The sequence below is a fragment of the Vibrio hibernica genome, assembly GCF_015223435.1.
Classification (GTDB): domain Bacteria; phylum Pseudomonadota; class Gammaproteobacteria; order Enterobacterales; family Vibrionaceae; genus Vibrio; species Vibrio hibernica.
Genome location: NZ_VHKO01000020.1, coordinates 18,910 through 34,439 on the forward strand (window position 1 = coordinate 18,910; position 15,530 = coordinate 34,439).

Here is a 15,530-nt window from a genome sequence, read left to right on the forward strand (position 1 = left end):
AAAGAGGACTTTGAGTCCTCTTTTTTGTTCCCATGAACGAAGCTTAAGCATATAAAATTACAGCGTAGTAAATGACATCGATGAGAGGAAATTAAGCCAGCGCTAAACCTGCAAGTTTATGCCAGTAACCATTGCACTCACGAGATTCGATTTCTAACGGCGATTGTCCTTGTTCATTTGCTTTAAATTGAGAGAGTGTTGAGAGAGTATTAATACCAAGTGGACTCAAACGCACTACATCTACTAAGCCTTGCATACTCACTAAATCATTACCTAAGTTGTAGCAATAGCCGGACTGAGTTTGAATGCCATTTAAGTTAAACACTTCTTGACCCTCTTGGCTCAATACTTGAATTCCAGTTGGGTATTTTATGCAGCAAGTCTCGCAATCATCTTTACCTTTATCTTCTGCGCGAGCAGTAAAACAGCGAGCAGAGTAGGCTAAAGGTAAGTAACCATGGCTGAATACTTCTACTTCAAATTGACCACGGATACCGAGTTCATCGCATTGTGTTAATACGTTAATCAGCCAATCTCGCGATAATTCCACTGGCATGCACCAGCGAATCATCCCTTGTCTAGCAAACAGTTTTAATGTGTGTGCATTATAGGTATTGACCGCAGGCCCAACGACAAACGGTACTTTGGATTCCGAGGCCAGCTGAATACCAGATACATCGTTGGCCTCAATCGAAAAGTCACCATTATCCACATACCTTTTCATAATATTGACTTCGCTGGGTGCTTCCAATAATGCCATGGTGGATAACACGACTTGTTTGCCTGAGTCCGCTAAATCTTTAGCCATATCAAACCAATGCTTAGGTTTTATTTCTCGGCGCTTTGAGCACACAGTTTCCCCTAAATAGATAATATCAGCAGGGCTGTTTTGGGCTTGTTGATAAAAGCTTTCTACATCATTTTTCGCCCAGAAATACAATAAAGGACCGAGTGAGTATTTGAGTGATTGTTCAGAGTTCATCTTGTTTCCTTATTGCCATTTACGATGATAAGCACCAAGTGTGGTTTGAGTACCTTCTGATACATTAGCCAAAGCAGTATCCCAGTGAGGTTCTACATGATAATTTTCAGGGCTTGCAAGGTAGCGATCAATCGCGGCTCGCCATGTTCGCGTCACTTGCTCTACATAAGCCGGGCTGCGTTGGCGGCCTTCTATTTTGACTGAAGCAACATTTGCGGCGAATAACTCAGGTAACATCGATAAAGTATTTAGGCTAGTTGGTTCTTCAAGTACATGATAACGCTGATTGTTTCCAGTGATATTGATGTCAAATCTCCCTTTACATAAGGTTGGATACCCCGCATTCTCACCTTCACGGTATTTATCAATAAGAATGTCACTTAAGCGAGATTCAAGTCCCGATTCGGTTTCTTGCCAGCGAACATACTTAGCCGGAGAACACGCACCAACGGTATTAGGGGATTCACCCGTCATGTAAGAGGATAAATAGCAACGGCCTTCCGCCATAATACATAAACTACCAAACGCAAAGACTTCAAGCTCAACATGATCAGGGATATTACGCGATAGCTGTTTGACTTGGTGAATGGATAACACGCGGGGAAGAACGACACGTTTTACATTGAAGTTGTTAGCATAAAAGGCAATCGCAGCACTATTCGTAGCGGAGGCTTGTACGGATAAATGCAGCTCCATTTTAGGATAATGGGTGGCGGCATATTCTAGCAAGGCGATATCAGCGACAATCAACGCATCAACTCCGAGTTGAGCTGCTTGGTCTACTGCGTTAGTCCATCGATGAAAACCATTTGGATGAGCAAAAGTATTGAGTGCGATATGGATTTTTTTGTTGTGATCATGCACATATTCCACCGCTTTATCGAGTTTTTTGCCGCTAAAATTAAGCCCCGCAAAATGGCGTGCATTGGTGTCATCTTTAAAGCCGATATATACCGCATCTGCGCCACAATCTATGGCGGTTTTGAGCGCTGGTAAATTGCCAGCAGGACAAAGAAGTTCCATCCATTAAACCTTTCATTCAGAATTTACCCGATATTTTATTCAGTTTGATTGCTAGAGAATTGATATAAGGCAGGTTTGTTGCGATCAGCGTCTGTGAGTCAGTATTTTTGTAGATAAATATCATAAAGGGGTAGGTGCTTTGCTATTTATGAGTATTTTCGCAACTAGATACTCATTCTTTGATTCATCTCAGAGAAGGTTATTTCTAATAAATTAAAGTGTGGATATTAATTTTAGGAGTGGTTATGTTTTTATCTATACGTTCTCATATGGTTGCTAATGCAGCCCGCATACTCAAAACACCGGTACAATTACTGCCAAAACGCTTGCAAGACAAAGCTTTATTGGAGTCATTAAAGCAAGTATTTCATGAAGCACTTGAAGATGGCGACTTTGAGTTTCTGCAAGATCGATGGCTGAAAGTCGCGATCAATGATCTTAATGTTGCTTGGATGATCAGCTTTCAGCACGATCAACTTGTCGTTTCCGATAAAGAACAGACGGAAGATGTGAGTTTTTCTGGTTGTTTAAACGATCTGATTTTAATTGCTGGTCGTAAAGAGGATCCGGATACGTTATTTTTTCAGCGTCGCTTGAAGATTGAAGGCGATACAGAGCTGGGGCTTGAAGTTAAGAATCTAATGGATAGCATCGATCTTGATTCACTGCCTAAGCCGCTAACTTATGCGTTAGTGCAGTTGGCTGAATTTGTGCACAAAGGATCACAGCCAAGCAATAATCATCAAGCGACCTCTATAGCATAAACTCTTGTCGCGCTTTGTTTTAAGTTGTATGACTGATTTAATTACGACTCTTGTCTCATTTAAGAGTACAATCTCGTTCTCAAATTAGAGGTAAATTATGCAAATTAGAACTGAAGCTCCAGCCGATATTCTGACAATTGATTCATTACTAAAAAGTACCTTCCCAACCAAAAATGAAGCGAAATTGGTGCGTGTATTACGAGAGAATAGCCGTTTTACTTTGTCAATTGTGGCTTGTACCGATGAGGGTGAAGTGATTGGTCATGCGTTGTTTACTCCAGTAACGCTCGATGGTGAGGATTTCGGTTGGCAAGGTTTAATGCCTGTTTCTGTTCATGAGCCATATCGCAAACAAGGCATAGCGGAAGCTTTGATTAAATATGGCCTCGATTCTTTATATGAATTAGGTTACTCGGCTTGTGTGGTGTTTGGCGAATCTAATTATTATTCTCGTTTCGGGTTTCAAGATGGAGAATCTATGGGCTTAATGTCTATTTATAATACTTCGCCTGAATATCAAACTGGCACATTTCAAGTATTGCCATTAATTGATGATACTTTTGCAGGTAAAGCAGGTTTGGTAGAATATAGCCCTGAATTCAGCGAGTAATTGTTGTTTTCATTTTTATCTAACAAAATGCGAGTGTCGATGTGAATACCAGTTCTAAACCCAATGAGTCATTACTCGGTAGCCAAATATTGATCGAAAGACAAAAATTGCAAGAAATGGGCGTAGATATTTGGGAACTTGCTCATCCAGAACGATTGCAAGGCGTAGAACAACGTAGCTTTTCTCTACCGAAACCTTGCGCTTTATTGTTGGTAGCCGATTCTATTCCTACTGGTGATGAGGCAGTTTTGTTTGCTAAAGTACTGGCTAGTATGAAGTTGAATCTAGACCAAGCCTTGCATGTTACACCTGCACAACTATCACAGGTCACGCATCATCAGTTAGTGTGGATTTGGTTTGCAGGCACAGCGTTATCTGATGAGGAACAACGTGAATCGGCAATACATTTTGAACTTGATGGGTTACAAGTATTAAATTCAGTTTCTCTTAGCGATATTCCAACCGATATTCAACACCGTCGCCAACTATGGCAACAAATTTGTTCTTATCAAAAGTGATCTTATGACCATTCTTCCTCTTATTGCTTCTCATCTTGATAGTGTATGGGCAATTGAACAACAAGCGCATAGTCATCCGTGGTCTGAAACTATGATCCGAGACTTATCACATAAGAACACCCCAAACTCATCTAAATATCAGTTTGGTTTGTGGGTAGATAAACAATTAGTTGGCTACCTTTATTGTCAGAATGTGGTCGGGGAAGTGACATTACTGACCATTGCGGTTGATCCTAATCAGCAAGGAAAAGGCTACGGTCGCGCCTTAGTTGAGCATTTAATTGAATACAGTGAGCAACGAGAAGCGGAAAGTATTTGGCTTGAAGTTCGTGCGAGCAACAAAGGTGCCTATTATCTTTATGAGGCGCTAGGTTTTAATGAGATGGATCGTCGCATTAATTATTATCCATCGGCCACCGCTAAGCATGGGAAAGAAGATGCCATTATCATGAACCTTTTATTAGATAGTGGATTTAATCCTTTCAGCTAGAGTTATCACCATTTTTGCGTATAATTCGCCCCATCTAGCTAGGTTTATTTTCAAGAGCAGGTTTGTTTTCAAGAGCAAGTTTGTTTTTAAGGTCTGGTTTGTTTCTAAGAGCAAATTTTGTTTTTAAGAGCGAATTCAGTCTTCCCGATACACCTTAGCGATCCTATTATTTTTTGTTGCTGTCAAATACGGCAACAGACAAACTGTTTATAAGGTTTACAGCACTTATGTCTTTCCTGTCTGAAGTTGGCAAGCGTCGTACGTTTGCGATCATCTCTCACCCGGATGCGGGTAAAACCACCATTACCGAAAAAGTATTGTTGTTCGGAAACGCCTTGCAAAAAGCGGGTACGGTAAAAGGGCGTGGTTCGAACCAACATGCCAAATCCGACTGGATGGAAATGGAAAAAGAACGTGGTATATCGGTAACCACTTCTGTAATGCAGTTTCCTTATAATAATTGCTTAGTGAACCTGTTGGATACTCCGGGACACGAAGACTTCTCTGAAGATACTTACCGTACATTAACCGCGGTTGATTCATGTTTGATGGTCATTGATGCAGCTAAAGGTGTCGAAGACCGCACACGTAAATTGATGGAAGTGACTCGCTTGCGTGATACTCCGATCGTGACGTTTATGAACAAATGCGATCGTGATACACGTGATCCGATGGACTTACTTGATGAAGTTGAAAGTGAGCTAAAAATGGCGTGCGCACCTATTTCATGGCCGATTGGCAGTGGTAAAGAATTTAAAGGCGTGTATCACATTCATCGTGGTGAAACGATTTTATACGCCACGGGCCAAGGTAGTACCATTCAAGAAGTACGCACGATTAAAGGGTTGGATAATCCAGACCTTGATGTGGCTATTGGTGTAGACGTTGCCGCGCAGTTACGTGAAGACTTAGAATTGGTTATTGGCGCAGCACATGAATTCGATCGTGAGTTGTTTTTAAGCGGAGAGTTAACGCCAGTATTTTTTGGTACCGCATTAGGTAACTTTGGTGTTGATCACATGCTCACCGGCTTGACGCAATGGGCTCCAGCGCCGCTTGCTCGAGAAACGAATGAGCGTAAAGTTGAGGCAACCGAAGAGAAGTTTTCAGGTTTTGTATTCAAAATTCAAGCCAATATGGATCCAAAACACCGAGACCGAATTGCATTTATGCGCATTGTGTCAGGAACGTATACGCAAGGCATGAAAATGAATCACGTTCGTACTGGCAAAAATGTCAATATTTCGGACGCGGTAACCTTTATGGCTGGTGATCGTACTCGTACTGAACATGCTTATGCGGGTGATATTATTGGTTTGCATAACCATGGAACGATCCAAATTGGTGATACTTTCACTCAAGGCGAAGCGTTAAAATTTGCCGGTATTCCTAACTTTGCACCAGAGCTGTTCCGCCGTATTCGTCTGCGTGATCCACTAAAACAAAAGCAACTTCTAAAAGGCTTAGTGCAACTTTCTGAAGAAGGTGCGGTGCAAGTTTTCCGTCCTTTGCAAAACAATGATCTGATTGTTGGCGCAGTTGGTGTACTTCAGTTTGATGTGGTGGTGGCACGTTTGAAATCGGAATATAACGTTGAGGCCATTTATGAAGGGGTTAATGTGGCAACGGCTCGTTGGATTGAATGTTCTGATGAGAGAATGTTAGAAGAGTTTATGCGTAAAAACCAAGCTAACTTATCGCTAGATGGTGGTAATAACTTATCCTATGTTGCACCAACGATGGTGAACTTAAACCTCGCTAAAGAGCGTTTTCCTGATGTTGAGTTTAGAGCAACACGTGAGCACTAAAATTTAACTAGCATCAAACTTTGCACCTAGTTGCGAGTTTATTGAAACCACATGTATACTCAAACCATCAAGGCTGATGAAAGGGGTTATACATGTGGTTTTCTCAATTCAAATCGTTCTATAAAGGCAAGACTCTTCATATCGTGAAAATTTTTCATAAGATAAAAGATAGATGCCGTTCATACTTAGCTCGCTATGATGCTTGGTGTAAAGAGTTAGGCCTCACCCCTGAGCATAAACGCAGTTGCTGTGTTTATAAAGCAGACCCCGCATCGCAAGATTCAGTATCGAAAGAAACATTAACCTCTGATTCTAACTTCAAAGCATAATGCGATGACTTTTCCTTATACATTTGTCGATACGCATTGTCATTTTGATTTCTCCGCTTTTAAACAAACGCAAAAACATCTCGATATCGCCAATGATGTTGGAGTGAGTAAAATCATCATTCCATCAGTAGGGGAGTCAAACTGGTTTGAGGTAAAGTCGTTAGCGACTCAATTTCCTGCCTTATATTATTCTTTAGGCTTGCATCCTTATTTTCTAAAACAACATAGTGATGATGCTTTAGATAATCTCAAGCAAGCACTTTCTTCTCGCTCAATTCAGTGTATCGCGATTGGTGAGTGCGGATTGGACTTCATGCTAGAAGCGTCTCTTCTTACACCCGATATGATCCAAAAACAATATCAATTATTTGAAGCGCAAGTGGCACTTGCCGCAGACCTTCATTTGCCCCTGATTTTGCACGCTCGTAAAGCTCATGATCAGGTGCTAAAAATCCTTCGCCAGTATAAGCCTAAAAAAGGTGGCGTTATTCATGCATTTTCGGGCAGTTATCAACAAGCGATGGAGTACATTAAATTAGGTTTTTATATTGGTGTAGGAGGTGTTATCACTTACCCAAGAGCCAAGAAAACTCGCGAGACAATATTGCGTATTCCACTTAATTCGCTAGTGCTTGAAACCGATGCGCCGGATATGCCTTTAAATGGATTTCAAGGAGAGGATAATCATCCTGCAAAAATCAGCTTGGTTTTTGATGGTCTTTATCATTTAAGAGGAGTGGCAAGAGAAGAAAGCCGCGAAATGATCGCCAAGCAAGTGTGGTTGAATAGCCATCAATTATTTTCATTAGACTGATTACAATTATCAATAAAAAGCAACCGTTTGCTTGTTTTTATGACTCATTCATCTTTCGTAAAGGTGATCTTCATCACGCTGATTTGTTCTTTTCATTATCTTTACATTAACTAATGTGATTTGGGTATTACTTTGTTACGGGATGTCAGAGTATAATCACCCCGATTTTGGAACTCCAATTTACATAAATTTTAACCTAAAATAAGGAAGCCATATACCATGAGCCTGGTTATGAGCATTGTTGGAATGATCTTTCTGCTAGCAGTAGCAGTTCTTTTTTCTGACAACCGCAAAGCAATTAATTTAAGAACAACCGGTGGCGCATTTGCCATTCAATTCTGCCTAGGTGCATTCGTATTATATGTTCCTTGGGGGAAAGATGTTTTAGCATCGATGACAAACGGTGTTCAGCACGTTTATGATTTCGGTAATGAGGGTATTGGATTCCTTTTCGGCAACCTAGTTAACTTTTCTGTTGACGGTGTCGGCTTCATTTTTGCTTTTAAAGTTCTACCTACCATTATCTTCTTCTCTGCATTAATCTCTGTGTTATATAACATTGGCATTATGCAGATTGTTATTAAAGTTTTAGGTGGTGGTTTACAAAAAGCATTAGGAACGTCTCGCGCGGAATCTATGTCTGCAACAGCGAATATTTTCGTTGGCCAAACAGAAGCGCCATTAGTGGTTCGTCCTTTTGTGCCGAAAATGACACGATCTGAATTATTCGCAGTAATGTGTGGTGGTTTAGCTTCTGTTGCGGGTGGTGTTATGGCAGGTTATGCAGCAATGGGTGTACCATTGTCTTACCTAATCGCGGCATCATTCATGGCGGCGCCTGGTGGGCTGTTATTTGCTAAAATCATCAAGCCTGAAACGGAAGAGCCTATTGATCAAATCAAAGGCACATTAAATGATGATCCTGATAAACCAGTAAACGTCATTGACGCCGCGGCTGTTGGTGCATCTTCTGGTCTTGCTCTTACGTTAAACGTAGGCGCAATGCTATTAGCTTTTATCGGTTTAATCGCATTAATCAATGGTATCTTAAGTGGTGTCGGTGGTTGGTTTGGCCTTGAGGGTTTAACGTTAGAGCTTATTTTAGGTTATGTGTTTGCACCGGTTGCTTGGTTGATTGGTGTGCCTTGGAGTGAAGCAACGATTGCGGGTTCTTTCATTGGTCAAAAGACTATTTTGAATGAATTTGTGGCTTATTCTAACTTTGCCCCATACCTTGCAGAAGGTGCATCCGTTATTCTTTCTGAAAAAACCAAAGCAATTATTTCTTTTGCTTTATGTGGTTTTGCTAACCTTTCTTCTATTGCAATTTTATTGGGTGGTCTTGGTGGTCTTGCACCAGAGCGCCGTTCTGATATTGCACAAATGGGGATGAAAGCGGTGCTTGCTGGTACATTATCTAACTTAATGGCAGCAGCTATCGCAGGCTTCTTCATTACTCTACAAACTATGTAATTTGAGTTTGTATATATAGACGCTAATTGAAGAACATTAAAGCCGTAGCAAATTTTGCTACGGCTTTTTGTTTTTATTTTCTGCCGTATATGGCATTAATCTCAAATGGTTAGATTTCAGGCCATGGCTTTGTTTTCATCGTTAGAAATAATGTTATTGATCTAACGTTTTTTTTGAGATACAAACCGTTTGCGTTAAAGACAAAAACTGATAATAAAACCTTTATCAGTATAATCACTATGTATACAACCTATAGACTTTGGGTTGTGCGGTGACAAGGATTGCAATTAATGCTGAATTTTTATTTAGCGTTAAGTCTTCAAGGAACCAAGTCCGTTCATTTCAGACTATTTATTAGGACTAACGTCCAATCAGTTTTGGTTAATGAGCTAAACTTTAAAATAACATTGATCAAAGCTTCATCGATATAATTTAAACATCGGAGATAGAAATGAGCGATTTACAAGCAGCAGCTTTACGTGCACTAAAATTAATGGATCTCACCACGTTGAATGAAGACGATACGGATGAGAAGGTGATTGCCTTATGCAAAGATGCAAAATCACCAGCGGGTAACACGGCTGCCATCTGTATTTATCCACGTTTTATTCCTATAGCGAAAAAAACGCTACGTGAACAAGGCACTCCAGAGATTCGAATTGCTACTGTGACTAACTTTCCACACGGTAATGATGATATTGATATCGCGGTTGCTGAAACCAAAGCCGCTATTGCTTACGGCGCAGATGAAGTTGATGTGGTTTTCCCATATCGAACACTTATTGCGGGCGATGAGAAAACTGGTTTTGAGCTGGTGAAACAATGTAAAGCCGCGTGTGGTGATATTCTGCTAAAAGTGATCATTGAAACCGGTGAGCTAAAAGAGGAAGCGTTAATTAAACGTGCTTCACAGATCTCTATTGAAGCGGGTGCAAACTTTATTAAAACCTCAACGGGTAAAGTACCGGTTAATGCAACACCGGAATCTGCCGAAATTATGCTCAATGTTATTAAGGACATGGGCGTTGCTAAAACCGTAGGTTTCAAACCTGCTGGTGGCGTTCGTACCGCAGAAGATGCAAAAGCTTACCTTGCTATGGCTGACCGTATTTTAGGTGCTGATTGGGCTGACAATATGCATTATCGTTTTGGTGCTTCAAGCTTACTTGCTAACTTACTTAATACGTTAGGTAAAGGCGAAAAAGCAGCAGAAGGCGGTTACTAATCTCTCTATTTTGAGAGTCTCATTTTTGTCGGTATGGATAACCTAAACATTAAGGTTAGGTTATCTTTTACTCCGTTCTCCATAGGATCTTATCGACAAAGAGAACGCATAAATACCGTTCAGATAAACAGCAGGTAGGTTGTGATGTTTTTACCTCAAGAAATTATTCGAAAAAAACGTGATGGCGAAGTGCTGACGGATGCAGAAATTAATTTTTTCATCCAAGGCGTTGCTAATGATACCGTTTCTGAAGGTCAAATCGCTGCTTTTGCGATGACCATTTTTTTTAATGAAATGACGATGCCAGAACGAATTGCGCTCACTTGTGCAATGCGAGATTCTGGTATGGTGATTGATTGGTCACACATGAACTTTTCAGGCCCGATAGTTGATAAACATTCAACGGGTGGTGTGGGTGATGTGACCTCATTAATGCTTGGCGCTATGGTCGCAGCGTGTGGTGGTTTTGTTCCTATGATTTCAGGGCGTGGACTTGGTCATACTGGCGGCACTCTTGATAAACTAGAGTCGATCCCAGGTTACAATATCATGCCAAGTAATGAATTATTTGGTGAAGTGACTAAAGACGCTGGGATCGCGATCATTGGCCAAACCGGCAATTTAGCACCAGCGGATAAGCGCGTGTATGCCACGCGTGATATTACAGCGACAGTAGATAATATTTCACTGATCACGGCATCGATTTTATCCAAAAAATTGGCCGCAGGGCTTGATTCACTTGTGATGGATGTAAAAGTGGGCTCTGGCGCGTTTATGCCAACCTATGAAGCGTCTGAAGAGTTAGCGCAATCAATCGTTGCGGTCGCTAATGGCGCTGGGACTCAAACCACGGCAATTTTAACAGATATGAATCAGGTATTGGCATCCTCTGCTGGTAATGCAGTGGAAGTTCGTGAAGCAGTACAGTTTTTAAATGGTGAGATGAACTCGCGAAGTGAGATTCGTAATCCTCGTTTATTCGAAGTTACTATGGCTTTGTGCTCTGAAATGTTGCTGCTCGGAAACCTTGCTACGGATGCCGATGATGCACAGCAAAAATTACAAGCTGTGCTAGATAACGGTAAAGCAGCAGAATGTTTTGGAAAAATGGTAGCCGGTCTCGGCGGCCCGAAAGATTTCATGCAAAATTACCATGACTATTTGCCTGAGGCTGAGATCATCAAACCGGTTTACGCTAAAGAAATAGGTACAGTCACCGCAATGGATACTCGAGCCATTGGTATGGCAGTCGTCTCAATGGGCGGTGGACGTAAAGTGGCAGCGGATAAAATTGATTATGCGGTAGGGTTTGATCAGTTTATTCGTTTAGGTGAAACTGCGGATAAGCAAACACCACTTGCAATGATCCATGCTCGAACAGAAACGCAATGGCAGCAAGCTGCGGATGAATTACAACGAGCGATAACTATTACAGATAATCACAATAGCTATCAAGCAACTCCAACTATTTATCGTCAAATCCGAGCTCAAGATCTATAAAGCGATCCAGCAAGCTTGGAAGGAGAATAAATGATGAAACGTGCAATTATTTTAGTACTCGATTCTTTTGGAGTCGGCGCATCAGAAGATGCAGTGAAATTTGGTGATGTTGGCGCGGATACTTTAGGTCATATTGCTGAGCAATGTAATCTAGGCTTAGCCGATAACGATCAGCGCTCTGGTCCATTGCGTTTGCCAAACCTATCAAAATTAGGCTTGGGTAAAGCGGCGCAAGAATCGACAGGCAAGTTCCCAATAGGTCTTGATGAAGATGCCGTTATTACGGGCGCTTATGGTCATGCTGCCGAGTTGTCATCAGGTAAAGATACGCCGTCTGGACACTGGGAAATTGCAGGTGTGCCAGTGTTGTTTGATTGGGGTTACTTCAGTGATGAGAAAAATAGTTTTCCTCAAGAACTGCTAGACAGCATCGTTAAACGCGCGAATCTTCCTGGCTATCTTGGTAACTGTCATTCATCGGGTACGGTTATTCTTGATGAGCTGGGTGAAGAACACATGAAGACGGGCTGGCCGATTTTCTATACTTCTGCTGATTCGGTTTTTCAAATCGCCTGCCATGAAGAAACGTATGGCTTGGATAACTTACTTGAACTGTGTGAAATTGTCCGTGAAGAGCTGGAGCCGTATAATATTGGCCGTGTTATTGCGCGTCCATTTATCGGTGCGAAAGCGGGCGAATTTGCGCGTACGGGTAATCGCCATGATTTATCGCTTGAGCCACCAGCGGCGACGGTATTGCAAAAATTAGTTGATGAAAAAAATGGTGAAGTGGTTTCAATCGGTAAGATTTCTGATATTTACGCAGGTTGTGGCATTACTCAAAAATTCAAAGCCACCGGCCTAGAAGCATTGTTCGATGCGACACTTGAACAAGTAAAACAAGCTGGTGATAACACTATCGTCTTTACTAACTTTGTCGATTTTGATTCATCTTATGGGCATCGTCGTGATGTCGCCGGTTACGCTGCAGCGCTGGAATATTTCGATAAACGTTTACCTGAAATTCAAGCGATTTTAGAGCCTAATGACGTTCTAATTTTAACTGCCGATCATGGTTGTGATCCTACATGGCCAGGTAGCGATCATACGCGTGAGCACATTCCAGTCCTAGTTTCTGGCCCTAAAGTACCGGCTGGTTCATTAGGTCGTCGTGATACTTTTGCTGATATTGGTCAAAGTCTAGCGGAGTATTTTGGTACTTCGAATATGGATTACGGTAAATCTTTCCTATAAATACACAATCATTTATCTAAGCCACCGCTTGAATCTAAGCGGTGCATCAACACTAATAAGGAAATAAACATGGCAACTCCACATATTAATGCTGAAATGGGTGACTTTGCAGACGTTGTTTTGATGCCGGGTGATCCACTTCGTGCACAATATATTGCAGAGAATTTTTTAGATGATGCGGTGCAAGTTTGTAACGTACGCAACATGTTTGGCTACACGGGTACTTATCAAGGCCGTAAAGTTTCAGTAATGGGTCATGGCATGGGTATTGCCTCTTGTTCTATTTATGTTACTGAGCTTTTCAAAGATTTCGGCGTTAAGAAAATCATTCGTGTGGGAAGCTGTGGCGCAGTAAGTGATGATATTAAATTACGTGATGTGGTTATTGGAATGGGCGCATGTACCGATTCTAAAGTAAACCGTATACGCTTTAAAGATCACGACTTTGCTGCGATTGCAGACTATCACATGGTTAAAAATGCGGAAGAAGCGGCTAAAGCACGTGGCATTAAAGTGAAAGTCGGTAATCTTTTCTCAGCGGATTTGTTCTATACACCAGATCCAGATATGTTCACCGTTATGGATAAATATGACATCCTTGGTGTGGAAATGGAAGCGGCGGGCATTTATGGCGCAGCGGCTGAATATGGCGCAAAAGCGGTCGCGATTTGTACGGTATCAGATCATATTAAATCGGGTGAGCAAACTACATCAGATGAACGTGCAACTACGTTTAACGAAATGATTTATATTGCATTAGACTCTGTTCTACTTGGCGATAAAGAATAATCATCTTCTATAACTGATATAAAAAAGCGCCCTAATTGATAAGATTAGGGCGCTTTTTTGTTGGGAGTATTTTCAAGTTTAGAACTTAGAGGTCTTTAAGTAAGATATTTTCAATATTATCTTTTGGCTTATAAAGAAAAAGTAAGCACAGTAATATGCCGCTTAAAAAACTTAAGATCAGCATGATATACATTAGATGATCACTGTTTCTGTAGCGGTGATCTGAGATCGCAGTGACTTCACCTTTTTCAAAAGTAATACGAATAAATCCAATCGCATTATTATCGTTAAAAATAGGTTTCACTAACTGCTCTAAACCAATGTTTGCAATACCCAGTGGTGTATCAAAACCTAAGGTTGCACGAGCTGGTTTAGCCTTATCACTGGAAGCTAAACGGATCCCTTCTGTATTATAAATTGTGGTATCTTGTACTAACTTTTCTGAAGCAATTTGGTTTGCTAAATTCAATAGGGCGTCTTGATCGTCATTCATGATTAAGTTACTGGCAGACATAGCGGCTTGGGAGACTAACAAACTAGTGAGCGTATTAAGCTGGGAATTTTGAATGCGTTCATTATCTCTGCTGATAACAAAACTATTAATGATGGTGTAAATAAACATACCAGCTAACAAAGCTATTGCGATTAAACGCAAAAAAACTCGCCAAGAAAATAAAGACGTTTGCATAAATTACTTAACCTTTACGATGGATATTTAAGCCAAAACAATGCGAACAAGTATAACTGAAGTATCGATGTTTCTGAAAATAATATGCCTCTTCCCTTGTTACCCATGCCATTTCAAGCCTCAATTCATTTGACTATGGACACAAAATTGCTTATCAAGTGAGCATTTTGTCTATGAAAGAGTGAAAGGCTTGCATAACTAATTTGCAATAAGGTAACTTGGATCAGATTAGATGAGGATAAGAAACATGGATGTAGCAAAAAAATTGAAAATACAGCGTAATATATCACTCTTAAAGAGGTTTCCTGAAACGCAAGATCACAGTTGTTTAGCCAAAATAAGTGCTCAATGGATCGTTTTTGGTGAGTATTTACCTCCCGAATATTTTGATGCAATTGAGACGTTTACTGGTGAACTTCATGCTGTGCTAGATGCATGGAAGGTTGGTCGTTATGAAGTGGCGTTGATGTCAGGCTCTTTGTCACCTGAATTAATGGAATTTGTTCATGGGATGCATCTTGATTGTGCATCCATTAATGTTTTGCCTGAATTACACAAGCCGGGCTTAATTGTGATGGATATGGATTCCACTGCGATTCAAATTGAATGTATTGATGAAATTGCGAAATTAGCCGGTGTTGGAGAGAAAGTGTCGGCGATTACAGAACGGGCGATGCAAGGCGAATTAGACTTTGAAGCCAGTTTACGTGAGCGAGTTGGAGCTTTAGCCGGAGCGGATGAATCGATTCTTGAGCAAGTTCGATCTGATTTACCTTTTATGCCAGAACTTGAAGAGTTGGTGAATACGCTCACTTTGTTAGGCTGGAAAACGGCGATTGCATCCGGCGGCTTCACTTATTTCTCTGATCATCTAAAATCGGTGCTTGGACTTGATCATGCCCAGTCTAATACCCTGGAAATTATCGATGGAAAACTGACGGGCAAGGTTTTAGGGGATATCGTTTCTGCTCAAACTAAAGCGGATATCCTAGTGAGTTTAGCCGATGAGTACGATGTAGAGCAGCACAATACAATTGCCGTGGGCGATGGTGCGAATGATTTAGTGATGATGGCTGCCGCTGGACTAGGTGTTGCTTATCATGCTAAACCGAAAGTTGAACAGCAAGCACAAACCGTAGTGAGATATGCCGGGCTTGGTGGCGTAGTTTGTATTTTATCTGCCGCGTTGATTAAGCAAAAACGTGTGAGTTGGAAGGCTATTCCGTAGACGAAATCAGAGGCTTAGAGCAAGAAGCAGAGCTT

General features: G+C 41.1%; 16 protein-coding genes. 13 read left to right on the forward strand and 3 right to left on the reverse strand.

What is annotated here, in order from left to right:
- Positions 1-91: 91 nt before the first annotated feature.
- Together FH976_RS09225 and ubiU are read right to left on the reverse strand one after the other, a co-directional pair.
- On the reverse strand, positions 92-982 hold the full coding sequence (locus FH976_RS09225) for a U32 family peptidase (RefSeq protein ID WP_194090575.1): 891 nt from the start codon (positions 980-982) through the stop codon (positions 92-94).
- A 9-nt stretch (positions 983-991) separates the two neighbouring features.
- The gene (gene ubiU, locus FH976_RS09230; RefSeq protein WP_194090576.1) at positions 992-2,005 is read right to left on the reverse strand and encodes a ubiquinone anaerobic biosynthesis protein UbiU; all 1,014 of its coding nucleotides are present in this window, start codon (positions 2,003-2,005) and stop codon (positions 992-994) included.
- A 245-nt stretch (positions 2,006-2,250) separates the two neighbouring features.
- Between ubiU and ubiT the strand changes: the two genes are divergently transcribed.
- The 12 genes from ubiT (at position 2,251) to deoD (ending at position 13,579) form a co-directional block, all read left to right on the forward strand.
- Entirely contained in the window at positions 2,251-2,769 is a 519-nt protein-coding gene (gene ubiT, locus FH976_RS09235; RefSeq protein ID WP_194090577.1) for a ubiquinone anaerobic biosynthesis accessory factor UbiT, read from the forward strand.
- 97 nt (positions 2,770-2,866) lie between these two features.
- Positions 2,867-3,379 (forward strand): GNAT family N-acetyltransferase, encoded by a 513-nt coding sequence (locus tag FH976_RS09240; RefSeq protein WP_194090578.1) that lies wholly within the window; start codon positions 2,867-2,869, stop codon positions 3,377-3,379.
- Between the two features lie 41 nt (positions 3,380-3,420).
- On the forward strand, positions 3,421-3,897 hold the full coding sequence (locus tag FH976_RS09245; protein ID WP_324187421.1) for a DNA polymerase III subunit psi: 477 nt from the start codon (positions 3,421-3,423) through the stop codon (positions 3,895-3,897).
- A 4-nt stretch (positions 3,898-3,901) separates the two neighbouring features.
- Positions 3,902-4,387 (forward strand): ribosomal protein S18-alanine N-acetyltransferase, encoded by a 486-nt coding sequence (gene rimI / locus FH976_RS09250; protein WP_194090579.1) that lies wholly within the window; start codon positions 3,902-3,904, stop codon positions 4,385-4,387.
- Between the two features lie 227 nt (positions 4,388-4,614).
- Positions 4,615-6,195 (forward strand): peptide chain release factor 3, encoded by a 1,581-nt coding sequence (prfC, locus tag FH976_RS09255; RefSeq protein WP_194090580.1) that lies wholly within the window; start codon positions 4,615-4,617, stop codon positions 6,193-6,195.
- 92 nt (positions 6,196-6,287) lie between these two features.
- Positions 6,288-6,524, forward strand: coding sequence for a hypothetical protein (locus FH976_RS09260; protein ID WP_194090595.1), 237 nt, complete (start codon positions 6,288-6,290; stop codon positions 6,522-6,524).
- A gap of 4 nt (positions 6,525-6,528) precedes the next feature.
- Complete coding sequence (locus FH976_RS09265; RefSeq protein ID WP_194090581.1) at positions 6,529-7,338, forward strand: TatD family hydrolase; 810 nt, start codon at positions 6,529-6,531, stop codon at positions 7,336-7,338.
- Between the two features lie 219 nt (positions 7,339-7,557).
- Positions 7,558-8,811 carry a NupC/NupG family nucleoside CNT transporter gene (locus FH976_RS09270; protein WP_194090582.1) on the forward strand — a complete coding sequence of 418 codons (1,254 nt, stop codon included), beginning with the start codon at positions 7,558-7,560 and terminating at the stop codon, positions 8,809-8,811.
- A gap of 451 nt (positions 8,812-9,262) precedes the next feature.
- The gene (deoC, locus tag FH976_RS09275) at positions 9,263-10,036 is read left to right on the forward strand and encodes a deoxyribose-phosphate aldolase (RefSeq protein WP_194090583.1); all 774 of its coding nucleotides are present in this window, start codon (positions 9,263-9,265) and stop codon (positions 10,034-10,036) included.
- A 144-nt stretch (positions 10,037-10,180) separates the two neighbouring features.
- Complete coding sequence (deoA, locus tag FH976_RS09280) at positions 10,181-11,536, forward strand: thymidine phosphorylase (RefSeq protein WP_194090584.1); 1,356 nt, start codon at positions 10,181-10,183, stop codon at positions 11,534-11,536.
- A 33-nt stretch (positions 11,537-11,569) separates the two neighbouring features.
- Positions 11,570-12,790 carry a phosphopentomutase gene (deoB, locus tag FH976_RS09285; protein ID WP_194090594.1) on the forward strand — a complete coding sequence of 407 codons (1,221 nt, stop codon included), beginning with the start codon at positions 11,570-11,572 and terminating at the stop codon, positions 12,788-12,790.
- A gap of 69 nt (positions 12,791-12,859) precedes the next feature.
- On the forward strand, positions 12,860-13,579 hold the full coding sequence (deoD, locus tag FH976_RS09290) for a purine-nucleoside phosphorylase (protein ID WP_194090585.1): 720 nt from the start codon (positions 12,860-12,862) through the stop codon (positions 13,577-13,579).
- An 85-nt stretch (positions 13,580-13,664) separates the two neighbouring features.
- Here the strand turns inward: deoD and FH976_RS09295 are convergent, their stop codons facing one another.
- The gene (locus FH976_RS09295; RefSeq protein WP_194090586.1) at positions 13,665-14,267 is read right to left on the reverse strand and encodes a YtjB family periplasmic protein; all 603 of its coding nucleotides are present in this window, start codon (positions 14,265-14,267) and stop codon (positions 13,665-13,667) included.
- 247 nt (positions 14,268-14,514) lie between these two features.
- Between FH976_RS09295 and serB the strand changes: the two genes are divergently transcribed.
- The gene (gene serB, locus FH976_RS09300) at positions 14,515-15,495 is read left to right on the forward strand and encodes a phosphoserine phosphatase (protein ID WP_194090587.1); all 981 of its coding nucleotides are present in this window, start codon (positions 14,515-14,517) and stop codon (positions 15,493-15,495) included.
- Positions 15,496-15,530 lie beyond the last annotated feature (35 nt).

Coding starts and splice junctions, on each gene's coding strand:
- FH976_RS09260 (WP_194090595.1), top strand. CDS start 6,288: ATGTGGTTTTCTCAATTCAAATCGTTCTATAAAGGCAAGACTCTTCAT.
- FH976_RS09270 (WP_194090582.1), top strand. CDS start 7,558: ATGAGCCTGGTTATGAGCATTGTTGGAATGATCTTTCTGCTAGCAGTA.
- rimI (WP_194090579.1), top strand. CDS start 3,902: ATGACCATTCTTCCTCTTATTGCTTCTCATCTTGATAGTGTATGGGCA.
- ubiT (WP_194090577.1), top strand. CDS start 2,251: ATGTTTTTATCTATACGTTCTCATATGGTTGCTAATGCAGCCCGCATA.
- FH976_RS09265 (WP_194090581.1), top strand. CDS start 6,529: ATGACTTTTCCTTATACATTTGTCGATACGCATTGTCATTTTGATTTC.
- deoD (WP_194090585.1), top strand. CDS start 12,860: ATGGCAACTCCACATATTAATGCTGAAATGGGTGACTTTGCAGACGTT.
- deoB (WP_194090594.1), top strand. CDS start 11,570: ATGAAACGTGCAATTATTTTAGTACTCGATTCTTTTGGAGTCGGCGCA.
- FH976_RS09295 (WP_194090586.1), bottom strand. CDS start 14,267: ATGCAAACGTCTTTATTTTCTTGGCGAGTTTTTTTGCGTTTAATCGCA.
- prfC (WP_194090580.1), top strand. CDS start 4,615: ATGTCTTTCCTGTCTGAAGTTGGCAAGCGTCGTACGTTTGCGATCATC.
- deoA (WP_194090584.1), top strand. CDS start 10,181: ATGTTTTTACCTCAAGAAATTATTCGAAAAAAACGTGATGGCGAAGTG.
- FH976_RS09225 (WP_194090575.1), bottom strand. CDS start 982: ATGAACTCTGAACAATCACTCAAATACTCACTCGGTCCTTTATTGTAT.
- ubiU (WP_194090576.1), bottom strand. CDS start 2,005: ATGGAACTTCTTTGTCCTGCTGGCAATTTACCAGCGCTCAAAACCGCC.
- serB (WP_194090587.1), top strand. CDS start 14,515: ATGGATGTAGCAAAAAAATTGAAAATACAGCGTAATATATCACTCTTA.
- deoC (WP_194090583.1), top strand. CDS start 9,263: ATGAGCGATTTACAAGCAGCAGCTTTACGTGCACTAAAATTAATGGAT.
- FH976_RS09240 (WP_194090578.1), top strand. CDS start 2,867: ATGCAAATTAGAACTGAAGCTCCAGCCGATATTCTGACAATTGATTCA.